This window comes from Gordonia sp. 852002-50816_SCH5313054-c, assembly GCF_001665925.1.
In the GTDB taxonomy this organism is placed as follows: Bacteria; Actinomycetota; Actinomycetes; order Mycobacteriales; family Mycobacteriaceae; genus Gordonia; species Gordonia jacobaea.
The window spans coordinates 152,932-166,138 of sequence record NZ_LZTE01000025.1 but is presented as its reverse complement, the minus strand read 5'-3'; the positions used below and the strand labels follow the sequence as shown (position 1 = coordinate 166,138).

Genomic DNA, 13,207 nt, shown 5'->3' with positions numbered 1-13,207 from the left:
CCGCTGCACATGGCGTCGTCGCAGGACGTCGTCACGACCGCAACTGTTAGACGCCCTAGTATTCAGTGGTCGAACCAGCATCAGGGGGTGGGCGATGAGCCCGCCGAGGGACGCACGAGGGGATGATCAACGAGATGTCGCACGCCGAAGGCTCACAGCCGTCATCGTGGCCGAAGTCCGATAGCCACGAAGACGACGAAAGCCGTCTCGACGCGCCGGTCGGTGCGGGTCAGCATCCGTCAGACGCTCCCCAACCGCCGCAAGCGCAGTTCGCGCCACCCGCCGCGCAGGTCAACTGGTACACGGGCCGCTCGGGCGAGACGCCACAGACGCCAGCACCGCCGGTCGCGCAGTACCTCCCGCCCGATCAGCATTTCGAACCACAGCAGCCGAGCCCCGCACCAGCCGCTCCCAACCCGACTGCGCCCGGCACGTCCTACCCGAATGCGCCTGCACAGCAGCCCACTCCCCCGTGGCCCCACCATCCCGAGCCCGGTCAGTACGGCGGCCTCTACGTGGGTGGCGCGCAACAGCCGGGAATGCACCCGGGTGCTCAATTCCCCGGAGGGCCCGGTGCCGGCAATCCGAATCAACAGGCAGCGATACCGTTTTCGGCGCGCGGAACCGGATGGCGTCGTGCACTGAGTACCGTGTCGGGCGGTCTGATCAATCTGGGCCAAAGCAAGTCGCAGCAACAACTCGACGAAATGGTCGCACGCATCCGTCGGCCGATGGCCGGCGATTTCCGCCTGGCGGTGCTCTCCCTCAAGGGTGGCGTCGGAAAGACCACGACCACAATCGGTCTCGGGTCGGCGTTCGCGTCGCTGCGCGGCGACCGGGTGATCGCGGTCGATGCGAATCCCGACTTCGGGACGCTCGGCCGACGTGTCCCGCAGCAAACCGGTTCGACTGTGCGCTCACTACTGAACGATCCGAACGTCACCCGATACGGCGACGTTCGGCGCCATACGTCGCAGTCCGCGAGCCGTCTGGAAGTGCTTGCATCCGAACGTGATCCGGCAGTATCGGAATCTTTCAGCGCCGACGACTACCTCGACGTCATCGGAATTCTGGAGAACTACTACAACATCATCATGACCGACTGCGGTACCGGTCTGTTGCACTCGGCGATGGAGGGGGTCCTGAGTTCGGCGACCGCTATCGTCCTGGTCACGTCACCGGCCGTCGACGGTGCCGAAAGTGCCGCAGCGACACTCGATTGGCTCAACGCTCACGGCTATCAGCGACTCGTCCAGCAAGCTGTCGTGGTGATCTCTGCGTCGAAGCCGGGAGGTGCGCCGATCGATCTGGACATGCTGACGCAGCGCTTCCTCGGCCGCACGCGGGCGGTGCAGATCATCCCGTTCGACGACCATCTCGCGACCGGTGCGCAGATCGACCTCGACCAGATGAATCGCGACACCCGCAATGCGTTCCTTGAACTCGCTGCGACAGTGTCTGATTCGTTCAACCCGGGCATGCCTCCCGCTGGTGCCGGAATCCCGGGATTCCAAGGACCGCCGCCCGGATATCAAGCACCTCCGCCCGGATACCAAGCACCTCCACCCGGCTACCAGGCGCCTCCTGCCGGGTATCAAGCACCTCCACCCGGATTCCAAGGAACACCGCCCGGCTATCAAGCGCCTCCTGCCGGGTATCAGGGTCCCCCGCCTGGATACCAGCCTCCGGCGGGCGCACAGGGGTATCCGACCGGGGAGTCCACCACCCCGCCGCAGCCGTATCCGGCTGCGGCGCAGAGTCATTACGAGCCGGCACCACCGGGATCGATCCCGCAGGCCGACGAACGCTTCTGAGTCAGCTCTCCGACTGGACGCCGCTGAGCTTTCCGAGCTGATCGGGGCAATAGGTCTGTGCCGCGAGGCCGACGACCTGGCCGGACTCGGCGTCGTCGAGTCCGTTGCCCACCTTGCGTATGGCGTCGAGGAGACCGTCGCCCGCCTTCAGATTCGCGCACACCTGCTTGCCCGCTGCAACCGCGGCGGCGTCGTCGGCGAAGCGCACGTTGAGCTGCTTCAGCCCCGCGAGGTAGAGCTGATCACCTTGCAGCGGTGACGCTTTCGCGGCGTCGGGAGTCGAGGAGCTCGGCGGCGTCGAATCGCTCTCGCCTCCGCCGCATCCCGCGAGTCCGACGACCACCGCGGCCGCCGCAGGGATCAGCATTGCCCTGATCCCCGTCGTCCTGATCCCCGTTGCCCCGATCACCGAGCGTCCACTTTTCGGCATCCTCACGCCACATCCCCCATGTAAAAACAGCTGAACTCGCCCCGAACCGTCGACCACTCTACTGATGCACGGTCCGCGTCAGCGCAGGGCGTCGGAAGCCACGGCGGTGAACCGCGAGATCGCTTGATCTGCAACAGAACTGAACGCAGCCATGTTGGCGAACCCGTGGATCAGCGCCCCCTCGCGCTGCAGCGTGACGGGCACCCCCGCGGCACCGAGAGCGTCGGCGTATGCGATGCCCTCGTCGCGCAGAGGATCGAATCCAGCAACTACCACGTGTGCAGGCGGTAGTCCTGAAAGGTCTTGTGCCAGTAGCGGAGAGACGCGTGGATCGGCTCGCTGGGCAGGATCGGGCACGTAGATGTCTGTGAAGTCAGCGATGCGCTCGGCGGTCAAGAAGTAGCCCTTCGAGAACTCGCGGGTTGAGCCGTATTCGCCGACGGAATCGGTCTTCGGGTAGAGCAAGAGTTGCAGGAGCGGCGTCACCTGCTCGCCACGAACTTGCTGCGCGATGACCGCCGCGAGGTTGCCGCCTGCGCTGTCGCCCGCCACGACGATCCGGTCGCTGGGGATACCCCAGCCCGGGGCGGCGGCGACCACACCGCGCCAGGCGGCGAGAGCGTCGTCGACCGCTGCGGGGAAGGGATTCTCCGGCGCGAGCCGATACTCGACCGAGACGACGTCGGCGCCGGTGTCGAGGGCGAGCCTGCGCGCCAGCGGGTCGTGACTCCTGCGACTGCCCGTGGTGAACCCTCCGCCGTGGAAGAACAGGATCAACCCGCGGCTCTCGACACCCGCGCGGTAGCGCGTCACCGGGATCGGGCCTGCCGGGCCGTCGAACTCCAAATCCTCCTCGACTGCAAGCACCGGGAGTTTTTCTGCGGTGAGCGCGGCGACCCGCGCCAAACCGCTGCGCGCCCTGCCGATCGTCGGGCCTCCCATGTCGGCATCCGGGAGGACTGCGGTGGCCACCGCCGCGGCCAGCATCTCGACGCTGACGTGGTCGCCGTCTGCGTTGACCGGACACCATCGCGACACTGCACCGAACACCTGCGGTGGTACGTGGCCGATGACTCGCAACAGCGAGCGAACGGGTCGTAGCGGCGGGGACAGCGTGGGATTGGAGGCGCGACTCACGGCCGCGAGACTACCCGCACGAGGGCGTGGTCTCGACAAGCTCAACCAGCGAAGAGACAGCTCAACCAGCGGGGGTGGTCTCGACAAGCTCGACCAGCGAGGGGGCGGCTCGACCAGCCGGGGGTGGTCTCGACAAGCCCGACCAGCGGGGGGCGGCTCGGCCAGTGGGGGTGGTCTCGACAAGCTCGACCAGCGAAGGGCAGCTCGACCAGCGCGATGCGGCCCGACCAGCGCGGGCGCTGCGCCCCGACGGCACGGCGTGGGGCGCTGTGAAAGACTCTCCCCATGCCCGACCGCGTCCCCGCTCCGGGTGGCTCGACCACCCGTGTCCCCCTTCGTACGTCGCTAGCCCTCGGAGCTGCGTCGGCTGCCCGCTGGGCGTCGCGCACCGCGGGGCGTGGCAAGGGATCGATGATCGGCGGCCTGGTCGCCGAAAAGATCGACCCGAACATCATGGGGCGTCTCGCCGCCGGAAAACGGACCGCGCTGATCACCGGGACGAACGGAAAGTCGACGACCACACGCATGACCGCCGCGGCCCTGGCCGAACTCGGCGAGGTCGCCACCCAGGCCGACGGCGCCAACATGGACGCGGGCATCATCGCGACGCTCAGCTTGCAGCGGACGGCGCCCGTCGCCGCACTCGAGGTCGACGAGTTGCACGTTCCGCACGTGAGCGACGCCGTCGACCCCGAGGTCGTGGTGATGCTCAACCTCTCACGCGACCAGCTCGACCGCGTCGGAGAGATCAACATGATCGAACGACGGCTCCGCGAAGGCCTGGCACGCCACCCCGATACGACGGTGATCGCCAACTGCGACGACGTCCTGATCACCTCTGCCGCGTTCGACGCTCCGAAGATCGTCTGGGTGGCTGCGGGCGCGAGCTGGGTCGGCGACTCGGTGAGCTGCCCGCGCACCGGCGAGCCGATCGCGCGCACCTCCGGCGACCCCACCGACCCGTCGATTCAGAGCGGCGTCGACTGGTATTCGACGGGCGATCCGACGTTCCGCCGCCCGACACCCCAGTGGTGGGTCGACGACGAAAAGATCTATGGCCCTGACGGATTCGAGGCCCCGATGACGCTGAGCGTGCCCGGCCGCGCCAACCGTGGCAACGCCGCGCAGGCCGTGGCCGCTGCCGTCGCGATGGGTGCCGATCCCGCGAAGGCCGTTGCCGCCGTCAGCACCGTCGGCGAGGTGGCCGGACGCTACGGCATCCACCAGGTGGGCAACCATTCCGTGCGCACGCTGCTCGCCAAGAATCCCGCGGGTTGGCAGGAAGCGCTCTCGATGATCGATCAGGACGCCGACGGCCTTGTCATTGCGGTCAACGGTCAGGTCCCCGACGGCGAGGATCTCTCCTGGCTGTGGGACGTGCGCTTCGAGGCGTTCGAGACGATGCAGGTGGTCGCGGCCGGCGAACGCGCCGCCGACCTGTCGGTCCGACTGCTCTACGCGGGCGCAGAGCACACCACCATCCCCGACACCATGAAAGCCATCGCCTCGTGCCCGCCCGGACGCGTCGAGGTGTTGGCCAATTACACGGCGTTCCGCGACCTCGGCGTCGCAATCGAACGCGCCGAGCGCGCACGGAAGGGACAGCAATGAGTACGTCGACTCTGCGCATCGGCCTCGTCCTGCCCGACGTCATGGGCACCTACGGCGACGGCGGCAACGCATTGATCCTGCGTCAGCGGGCGCGCATGCGCGGGGTCGACGCCGAGATCGTGCAGATCACCCTCGACGACGAGGTGCCCGACTCGCTCGACGTCTACACCCTCGGCGGCGCTGAAGACTATGCGCAGCGGCTGGCCACGCGGCACCTCACGCGGTACCCGGGTCTGCAGCGGGCCGCCGCCGCCGGACGTCCCGTGCTCGCCATCTGCGCCGCGATCCAGGTGCTCGGCCACTGGTACGAGACGTCGGCAGGCGAACGCGTCGACGGCATCTCGCTCTTCGACCTGACCACGTCGCCGCAGGCCACACGCAGTATCGGCGAGGTGGTCACCGACCCGGTGATGCCCGAACTGACCGATCAACTCACCGGATTCGAGAACCACCGCGGGGGTACAACGCTGGGGTCCGACGCCGCGCCGCTCGCGAAGGTCCGCCACGGCGTCGGCAACGGTGTCGGCGACGGGACCGAGGGCGTCGTGCAGGGCTCGGTGCTCGGGACGTACATGCACGGTCCGGCGCTGGCAAGGAACCCGCAGCTCGCCGACCTGCTCTTGGCACGCGCGATGGGCGTCGACTCGCTGGCACCGCTGGACCTGCCCGAAGTGGACCGGCTGCGCCGCGAACGGCTCGCCGCCGGGCGTCGAGGCTGAGCTCCCGGCCGCTTCCTCCGCTGGTCGAGCGCTACCCCGCTGGTCGAGCCTGTCGAGACCACCGCCTGCCGAGCGCCTACCCCGCTGGTCGAGCTTGTCGAGACCACCCGCCGGCCGAGCGCTACTCCGCTGGTCGAGCCTGTCGAGACCACGCCCGGCGGAAGCGCGGGCACTTCTCCGGCCCGCAGATGGCGCAATCGGTGCCCGATCGGAAGTGTTCGTGGGCTGCGCGGGGATGGCCGCAGCGGCACGTCGAGTCGGGATCGCGACCTGCGAGCCGTCGCATCTTCTCGCTCATGGACGCCGTCACTTCCGTTCTGCTGCACACCGCTTCGACGCGGACACCGTTGTTGACGCCGATCGTATCCACTCGGCCATAGGCTCCGATACAAAGGCTCACCTCAGCGGCTCGATCAGTCACGCGCTCGCGTCGTCGACAACGGGCAACCCCGCGTGGCGGCCCGCGGCGCGTAGTACCTCGCGCAGCATGGCGGGCGTCAGGCGTCCGGTGAACGTATTGTGTTGGCTCACATGATAACTCGCGAACAAGGTGAGTTCGCGGTCGCCGCGTCGAATCACGGTCTGCGCACCGTGCCCGAACTTCGGTCGGGGTCGCGAAACCTCCCACCCGAGACCTGCGAACCCGGTCAGCGCCGCCTGCCAACCGAATGCGCCAAGTACGAAAACCGATCGCAAAGTCTGTGCGAGAAGGTCGATTTCGTTGTGTAGCCAGTGCGCGCACTGGTCGCGCTCAGCCGGAGTCGGCTTGTTCTGCGGTGGCGCGCAGTGGACGGGCGCGGTGATCCGCACGCCGGTCAGTTCCAGGCCGTCGTCGATCGAGACCGCAGTGGGTTTGTTGGCCAGCCCGACGTCGTAGAGCGCGCGGTAGAGCACGTCGCCGCTCTGGTCGCCGGTGAACATTCGGCCGGTCCGATTGGCGCCGTGCGCCGCGGGCGCCAGTCCGAGGATGAGCATGGCGGCGTCGGCCGGACCGAAGCCGGGAATCGGCTTGCCCCAATAGGTTTGGTCGGCGAAGGCTGCACGCTTCTCCCTGGCGACCTGTTCCCGCCACGCGACGAGCCGCGGGCACGCGCGGCATTGGATCAGCGCCGCGTCGAGTGTCGCGATGCTGCGGTAGGCCATGAGCTCACGGTACGCGGGTCAGTCCAACACCCGGCACCGCTCGCGCGTGCGGTCGACGGCGAACCAGCCGCGCTCGAACTGCTGCCACTTCTCGAGGTGAGGCCGGGATGCCTCGCCGTCGCGCGCAATAGCGCGTTCGAGTCGCTCATCGGGAGCGCCGCCATCGAGCCACAGCGAGTACGTCAAGCGGTCGGCGATACGACGCCGCGCCGCCGACACCCCTTCGATGATCAGCAGGGGCTCCCAGCGATACCAGACCCTTTTGCCGACGCGTGGCTCACCGTCAACCCACTCCCGTGGGCGATATCGGTAGTCGCGACGTCGGACAAAGGCATGCAGCACATCGGATTCCATCTCCGGCCACCACGCCACGGGGTCGTCCCAGGTGGCGAAATCGTCGGTGCGGACGAGCACGACGCCGGTGCCGCGAGCGCGTAACTTCTCGACGAGCGCGTCGGCCACGGTGGTCTTTCCCGATCCGGATGGCCCGTCGATGGCGACGATGCCTGACACCATTTCCGCGGCGAGTTCGTCGAGCTGGATATCGAGTTCAGGTGTCATGGCGGTCAGGCCAGCACCCGCCGCCCCGACAGCGCCCGGCCGAGTGTGAGTTCGTCGGCGAATTCAAGGTCGCCACCCATCGGCAGGCCCGACGCCAGGCGAGTCACCGACAGCCCCGGGAAGTCCTTGAGCATGCGCAGGAGGTAGGTCGCGGTGGCCTCGCCCTCCGTGTTGGGGTCGGTCGCGACGATGATCTCGCTGACGTCGACCCCGTCGGGCTGATTGGCGAGGCGTCGAAGCAGTTCGCGGATGCGCAGTTGGTCCGGCCCGATCCCCGACAGCGGATCGAGCGCACCGCCGAGCACGTGATAGCGACCGTGGAACTCCTTGGTCCGCTCGATCGCGTGGACATCCTTGGGCTCCTCTACGACGCAGATCTTGGTGGCGTCGCGGCGCGCGTCGGAACAGATGCGGCAGAGCCGATCCGCGGAGACATTGCCGCACTCCGCGCAGAAGGTGACATCGTCGCGGACGTGGCCGAGGGCAGCGATGAGTCGGTCGATGTCTGACTTCTCACCGGCGAGCAGGTGGAAGGCGATGCGCTGCGCACCCTTGGGGCCGAGCCCTGGCTGTTTGGCCAGCTCGTCGATCAGATCCTGGATGGGGCCCTCGTACATGAAGTGTCAGCCGAGGCCGGGAAGTCCGCCGCCGAGTCCGCCTGCGAGCGGTCCCATCTTTTGGCTGGTCAGCTCGTCGCGCTTGGACGCGAGATCCGACAGTGCGCCGAGGACCAGATCCTGCAGCGTCTCGACGTCGTCTGCGTCGACGACCTTGGGATCGATGGTCACCGCGGTGACCTCGCCGGTACCGGTTCCGGTCACGGTGACCAGCCCGTTGCCGGCCGAACCGGTGACCTCGGTTGCCGCGATCTCCTCCTGCGCCGCGAGCAACTTCTCCTGCATCTGCTGCGCCTGAGCGAGCAGGCCCGCCATCGGATTCTCGCCGCCGTCACCGCCGCCGAACAGGGAACTGGGGTCAAAAGGTTGAGTCACGTTCACCAGGGTAGTCGGTGCGCTCACCGCAGCAGTCGCTCGACATGCTCGATGATCTCGTCGACGCTCTCGTCACCGACCGGCGTGATCTGGAAGGAGAGCACGTTGTCGCCGAAAAGCCTGCCCGCCTTCGGGGTGAGCGCGAACTCGATCCGGTCGTCGTCGACGCGACGCCACTCGACCACCCCGCCGTAGACGGGCGCACTGGCTCCGGTGGTGACGCAATAGCCTTCGCGGCCGGAGCCTGCACCTCCAGGGCCCACACGGCCACCCGTTTCGGCGTCGACGACCAGGTCGCGCTGAATCTGGAAGCAGCCCATCGATTCGTCGTCGATGAAGACGACGGCCTCGCACCCGAGATCGGGGTGTCGCTCGTAGGAGGCGTGGATGGTCACGAATGTCAGCCTAGCGACGCATTCGCGGCTGATCGAGCCCATGCCCGGGCCCGCAACGGCCACCACTACGTACACAACTCGTACCTGAGCGAGGGGCCGCGACAATAATTTCGATGGTCCTCCGCTGACGACACGATTGTGTACGCACTCGCTCACTCGCCCCGGACGGGCGACTGTTCCGGGTGCCGACCGCTGACGAATCTGCGCGATTCGCCGGTCAGCGGGTCGTCGAACTCCAGGCTGTGCGCGAGTAGGCGCAAAGGTCGGGTGAAGTCGCCTCGATCGGGCAGTTCGGCGAGGTCGGGGCGTACGTCGGGGTACAGCGGATCGTCGACGATGGGCACCCCGAGCAACGCCATGTGCAGGCGGAGTTGGTGGGTGCGTCCGGTGTGCGGGCGCAGACGGTAGAGGCCGTGACCAGACCCGGCATCCTCGAGCAGAGTGATCTCGCTGACCGCGTTGACCTCGCCGTCGACGACCAGAGCCCGCAGGTCACCAGCGGTTTTCTCGATGCGGTTGCGCACGGTTGCAGGGGTACACAGCGCATCGTCGAGCGGTGCCAGCGCACGGTATTCCTTGCGCGCGAGACGTCGGGCGAACAGATCTTGATACGCCGCGCGCACCTGCGGGCGGGCCGTGAACAACAGCACCCCGGACGTCAGGCGGTCGAGCCGGTGAGCTGGCGCGAGCGCGTCGTTGCCGAGTTCACGCCGCAGCCGCACCAAAGCGGTCTGGGTGACGTGCCGCCCGCGCGGCATGGTCGCGAGGAACGGCGGTTTGTCGACGACGACGATGTTCTCGTCGCGGTACAGGATCGGCAGCTCGAATGGGATCTCGATCTCGTCGGGCAGATCCCGATACAGGTAGTACGACGTATTGGCACGGGCGGGAGCGTCGAGGTCGGCGCGATTGCCATCTGCGTCGACCACTTCACCGGCGGCAGTCCGCTCGCGCAGGCCGTCGACGGTCAGGTCGGCCAGCGACGGGCTGGCCAGCAGCGACTCCCCGACGGTCCGCTCCTCGCCGTGGCGCACCACGACGCGCGTCGCGTCGACCCCGTCGCGCACCGGCAGCGGCGAGGGCCGGGCGCGACCGCGACGTCGTGGCGTCCGGGCGTCGTCCTGCGGACTCATCGTGCGAACCGGTCCGCAGAACTGGCCTTTACTTCTCGACCCGCGCCTTCAGGTTCGCGAGCAACTGTGCCTGGATCTTCGCGAGACCCTTGGGCGCGAACGTCTTCTCGAAGAAGCCGCCGATCCCGCTGGCGTTGGAGTTCCACGTGGTGGTCGTGGTGACCTTGGAACCGCTGCCGGCCGGGGTGACCTTGTAGGTGGTGACCATCGACGAGTTCTCGTCGCGTTCGGTGATGGTGTCCGGCACGACGCTGACGGTCGCCTTGACGTCGCGCTGACGCTTCGAGGTCGCCTGCAGAATCCAATGCACCACCGTGCCGTCGCCCTGGCCGCCGCTGATGACCTTGTAGTCGCGGTACTGCTCGGGAAGGATCGCCGGACGCGCGTCGACGTAGTCGGCAAGCACCCCGATCACCTGGTCGGCACTTGCGGCGATGTCGATCGATTGACTGGCGGAAATCTCACCCACGACGGGCACTCCTTCATGGCAGATTGGCGGGCGTGCTGATCAGGTCCTAGGCTAGCCAAGTGACTTCTGGACGGTTGGAGATGGGGGCACAGGCATTCGACGACGGGGTTGCCACCCTTCTGGCCAGCTATCGGGCAATTCCGCCGGGAGCAACGGTCCGTCTCGCGAAAAAGACGTCGAACCTGTTTCGTGCACGCGCCAAGAATCCGCATCCCGGCCTCGACGTATCGGGTCTCGACAGGGCGATTTCCGTCGACCCGGTGGCCAAGACCGCCGACGTCGCGGGGATGTGCACCTACGAGAATCTGGTCGCCGCAACGTTGCCGTACGGGCTGGCGCCGCTGGTGGTGCCGCAGCTCAAGACCATCACCCTCGGCGGGGCGGTCACGGGTCTCGGCATCGAGAGCACATCCTTCCGCAACGGCTTGCCGCACGAGTCGGTGCTCGAGATCGACATTCTGACCGGCGACGGCTCCATCGTCACCGCAACCCCGACCAACGAGAACTCCGAACTCTTCTTCGGCTTCCCCAATTCATATGGGACGCTGGGGTATTCGGTCAGACTGAAGATCGAGCTCGAAACCGTTGAGCCGTACGTCGCGTTGCGCCACATACGTTTTCACGATCTTGCGGCACTGCAGTCGACGATGAACACCATCGCGGACGAGCGTAGCTACGACGGCGAGCGCGTCGACTACCTCGATGGTGTGGTTTTCACCGCCGACGAGGCCTACCTGACCGTCGGCCGCCAAACCGACGAGGCCGGTCCGGTCAGCGATTACACGGGGATGGACATCTACTACCGGTCCATCCAGCACGCCTCGGGGATCAAGCGCGACCGCCTGACCATCCACGACTACCTCTGGCGCTGGGACACCGACTGGTTCTGGTGCTCACGAGCCTTCGGTGCCCAGAACCCCAAGATTCGACGCCTCTGGCCAAAGAAGTTGCTGCGCAGCAGCTTCTACTGGAAGTTGATCGGCTACGACCAGCGCTTCGACATCGCCGACAGACTCAACAAGCGCAAGGGTTTGCCCGCCAACGAGCGGGTGGTGCAAGACATCGAGGTTCCCATCGAGAACACCACCGCGTACCTCGAGTGGTTCCTCGAGAACATTCCGATCGAGCCGGTGTGGTTGTGCCCGTTGCGTTTACGCGAGCCGGCACTGGCTGTCGCCGACGCCGCACGCCCCTGGCCGCTCTACCCACTCGAGCCCAAGCGCACCTACGTCAACGTCGGGTTCTGGTCTGCGGTGCCCGTGACGCCCGACGACCCGGGACACGCCAACAAGCTCATCGAGCGAGAGGTGGCCGATCTCGACGGCCACAAATCGCTGTATTCGGAATCCTTCTACTCCCCCGAAGAGTTCGACGAACTCTACGGTGGCGAACACTATCGACTCCTGAAGAAGCGGTACGACCCTCGCGGCCGGCTTCTCGACCTCTATGCGAAAGCGGTGAAACGGCAATGACCACGTTCAAGGACAACGTACCCGCGTCTCCCTCTCCCTCGGACACCTCGCAGGGCAAAATGACTCTGGCGCAGATCTTCGAGTCACTCGTCGGCGGAAATCTCAGCATCAGGGTCACGGCGTACGACGGCAGCTCGGCAGGTCCCGCCGACGCCGAGTACGGATTGAACCTCAAGAACGCCCGTGGCACAACGTATCTCGTCACCGCACCCGGCGACCTCGGGTTGGCGCGCGCATACGTCTCGGGCGACCTCGAGTTGATCGGTGCCCACCCCGGTGACCCCTACGAGGCGCTGCGCGCTCTGGCCGCCGACCTCGAATTCAAGCGTCCGTCTCCGCTGACGTTGGCACACGTCGCGCGCTCGCTGGGCATCGAGCATTTCAAGCCGATCGCGCCGCCGCCCCAGGAGGCGCTGCCGCGCTGGCGACGCTTCGCGGAAGGACTGCGGCACAGCAAGACTCGCGACGCCGAGGTGATCCACCATCACTACGACGTGTCGAATACATTCTACGAGTGGGTCCTCGGGCCGTCGATGACCTACACCTGCGCGGTCTACCCCGACCTCGAGGCGTCGTTGGAGACCGCCCAGGAGAACAAGTACCGTCTGATCTTCGACAAACTGCGGCTCAAGCCGGGTGATCGCCTCCTCGACATCGGTTGCGGCTGGGGCGGAATGGTGCGCTACGCAGCGTCGCGCGGAGTCAAGACACTCGGCGTCACCCTCTCCGCGGAACAGGCCGAGTGGGCGCAGAAGAAGATCGTCGACGAGGGGCTCAGCGACCTCGCCGAGGTGCGGTTCAGCGACTACCGCGACGTGACCGAGAGCGACTTCGACGCCGTCTCGTCGATCGGACTCACCGAGCACATCGGGGTCCACAACTACCCGGCGTACTTCTCGTTCATCCGCGACAAGCTGCGGGTCGGCGGAATGATGTTGAACCACTGCATCACTCGACCCGACAACTTCAAGAACGCACGCGCCGGATCGTTCATCGACCGGTACGTCTTTCCCGACGGCGAGCTCACCGGCTCCGGCAAGATCATCTCGAAGATCCAGGACATCGGCGGACTCGAGGTGCTGCACGAGGAGGACTTCCGCCCGCACTACGCCATGACACTGCGCGACTGGAACCGCAACCTCGTAGAGCACTGGGACGAGGCCGTCGAAGAGGTCACCGAGGGCACCGCCCGACTGTGGGGCCTCTACATGGCCGGATGCCGAATCGGCTTCGAGCGCAACATCGTTCAGCTCCACCATGTCCTCGCGACCAAGCTCGACGAGTACGGTCAGAGCGATCTCCCGCTGCGCCCGTGGTGGGACGCATAGAGG

At 66.8% G+C, this 13,207-nt stretch carries 14 protein-coding genes; 5 read left to right on the top strand and 9 right to left on the bottom strand.

Annotation, left to right across the window (positions count from 1 at the left end; all coding sequences use genetic code 11):
• Window positions 1-134 precede the first annotated feature (134 nt).
• Window positions 135-1,814 carry a MinD/ParA family ATP-binding protein gene (locus A5788_RS03730; RefSeq protein ID WP_231894110.1) on the top strand — a complete coding sequence of 560 codons (1,680 nt, stop codon included), beginning with the start codon at window positions 135-137 and terminating at the stop codon, window positions 1,812-1,814.
• A gap of 1 nt (window position 1,815) precedes the next feature.
• Here the strand turns inward: A5788_RS03730 and A5788_RS03725 are convergent, their stop codons facing one another.
• Together A5788_RS03725 and A5788_RS03720 are read right to left on the bottom strand one after the other, a co-directional pair.
• On the bottom strand, window positions 1,816-2,244 hold the full coding sequence (locus tag A5788_RS03725) for a DUF732 domain-containing protein (protein ID WP_231894118.1): 429 nt from the start codon (window positions 2,242-2,244) through the stop codon (window positions 1,816-1,818).
• A 78-nt stretch (window positions 2,245-2,322) separates the two neighbouring features.
• On the bottom strand, window positions 2,323-3,381 hold the full coding sequence (locus A5788_RS03720) for an alpha/beta hydrolase (RefSeq protein ID WP_064865148.1): 1,059 nt from the start codon (window positions 3,379-3,381) through the stop codon (window positions 2,323-2,325).
• Window positions 3,382-3,666: 285 nt separating this feature from the next.
• Between A5788_RS03720 and A5788_RS03715 the strand changes: the two genes are divergently transcribed.
• Together A5788_RS03715 and A5788_RS03710 are read left to right on the top strand one after the other, a co-directional pair.
• A complete protein-coding gene (locus tag A5788_RS03715) occupies window positions 3,667-4,992 on the top strand; it encodes a MurT ligase domain-containing protein (RefSeq protein WP_064865145.1) in 1,326 nt (441 codons plus the stop codon).
• Window positions 4,989-5,711: a type 1 glutamine amidotransferase gene (locus A5788_RS03710; protein WP_064865141.1), complete on the top strand. Its 723-nt coding sequence runs from the start codon at window positions 4,989-4,991 to the stop codon at window positions 5,709-5,711. The genes A5788_RS03715 and A5788_RS03710 overlap by 4 nt, the downstream gene beginning before the upstream one ends.
• 417 nt (window positions 5,712-6,128) lie before the next feature.
• Here the strand turns inward: A5788_RS03710 and A5788_RS03705 are convergent, their stop codons facing one another.
• The 7 genes from A5788_RS03705 to A5788_RS03675 form a co-directional block, all read right to left on the bottom strand.
• Window positions 6,129-6,854 carry a uracil-DNA glycosylase gene (locus A5788_RS03705; RefSeq protein ID WP_064865139.1) on the bottom strand — a complete coding sequence of 242 codons (726 nt, stop codon included), beginning with the start codon at window positions 6,852-6,854 and terminating at the stop codon, window positions 6,129-6,131.
• An 18-nt stretch (window positions 6,855-6,872) separates the two neighbouring features.
• Complete coding sequence (locus A5788_RS03700) at window positions 6,873-7,415, bottom strand: uridine kinase family protein (protein WP_049700507.1); 543 nt, start codon at window positions 7,413-7,415, stop codon at window positions 6,873-6,875.
• A gap of 5 nt (window positions 7,416-7,420) precedes the next feature.
• Window positions 7,421-8,032, bottom strand: a complete 612-nt coding sequence (gene recR / locus A5788_RS03695) for a recombination mediator RecR (protein WP_005208030.1) — start codon at window positions 8,030-8,032, stop codon at window positions 7,421-7,423.
• Between the two features lie 6 nt (window positions 8,033-8,038).
• Window positions 8,039-8,407 (bottom strand): YbaB/EbfC family nucleoid-associated protein, encoded by a 369-nt coding sequence (locus tag A5788_RS03690; protein WP_064863322.1) that lies wholly within the window; start codon window positions 8,405-8,407, stop codon window positions 8,039-8,041.
• A 23-nt stretch (window positions 8,408-8,430) separates the two neighbouring features.
• Window positions 8,431-8,802 (bottom strand): hypothetical protein, encoded by a 372-nt coding sequence (locus A5788_RS03685; protein WP_064865181.1) that lies wholly within the window; start codon window positions 8,800-8,802, stop codon window positions 8,431-8,433.
• Between the two features lie 152 nt (window positions 8,803-8,954).
• The gene (locus A5788_RS03680) at window positions 8,955-9,935 is read right to left on the bottom strand and encodes a pseudouridine synthase (RefSeq protein WP_064865136.1); all 981 of its coding nucleotides are present in this window, start codon (window positions 9,933-9,935) and stop codon (window positions 8,955-8,957) included.
• Window positions 9,936-9,963: 28 nt separating this feature from the next.
• Window positions 9,964-10,404, bottom strand: a complete 441-nt coding sequence (locus A5788_RS03675; RefSeq protein WP_049700628.1) for an SRPBCC family protein — start codon at window positions 10,402-10,404, stop codon at window positions 9,964-9,966.
• Window positions 10,405-10,484: 80 nt separating this feature from the next.
• On the opposite strand from A5788_RS03675, the gene A5788_RS03670 reads away from it, so the two are divergent.
• Both A5788_RS03670 and A5788_RS03665 read left to right on the top strand, forming a co-directional pair.
• Window positions 10,485-11,876 (top strand): FAD-binding oxidoreductase, encoded by a 1,392-nt coding sequence (locus A5788_RS03670; protein ID WP_064865132.1) that lies wholly within the window; start codon window positions 10,485-10,487, stop codon window positions 11,874-11,876.
• Complete coding sequence (locus A5788_RS03665) at window positions 11,873-13,204, top strand: class I SAM-dependent methyltransferase (protein WP_064865129.1); 1,332 nt, start codon at window positions 11,873-11,875, stop codon at window positions 13,202-13,204. Before A5788_RS03670 ends, A5788_RS03665 begins: the two co-directional genes overlap by 4 nt.
• Window positions 13,205-13,207: the final 3 nt, after the last annotated feature.

Bases quoted from the DNA above. Each gene is read 5' to 3' on its own strand.
- A5788_RS03705 (WP_064865139.1), bottom strand. From the start codon at position 6,854: ATGGCCTACCGCAGCATCGCGACACTCGACGCGGCGCTGATCCAATGC.
- A5788_RS03710 (WP_064865141.1), top strand. From the start codon at position 4,989: ATGAGTACGTCGACTCTGCGCATCGGCCTCGTCCTGCCCGACGTCATG.
- A5788_RS03730 (WP_231894110.1), top strand. From the start codon at position 135: ATGTCGCACGCCGAAGGCTCACAGCCGTCATCGTGGCCGAAGTCCGAT.
- recR (WP_005208030.1), bottom strand. From the start codon at position 8,032: ATGTACGAGGGCCCCATCCAGGATCTGATCGACGAGCTGGCCAAACAG.
- A5788_RS03670 (WP_064865132.1), top strand. From the start codon at position 10,485: ATGGGGGCACAGGCATTCGACGACGGGGTTGCCACCCTTCTGGCCAGC.
- A5788_RS03665 (WP_064865129.1), top strand. From the start codon at position 11,873: ATGACCACGTTCAAGGACAACGTACCCGCGTCTCCCTCTCCCTCGGAC.
- A5788_RS03715 (WP_064865145.1), top strand. From the start codon at position 3,667: ATGCCCGACCGCGTCCCCGCTCCGGGTGGCTCGACCACCCGTGTCCCC.
- A5788_RS03680 (WP_064865136.1), bottom strand. From the start codon at position 9,935: ATGAGTCCGCAGGACGACGCCCGGACGCCACGACGTCGCGGTCGCGCC.
- A5788_RS03725 (WP_231894118.1), bottom strand. From the start codon at position 2,244: ATGCCGAAAAGTGGACGCTCGGTGATCGGGGCAACGGGGATCAGGACG.
- A5788_RS03700 (WP_049700507.1), bottom strand. From the start codon at position 7,415: ATGACACCTGAACTCGATATCCAGCTCGACGAACTCGCCGCGGAAATG.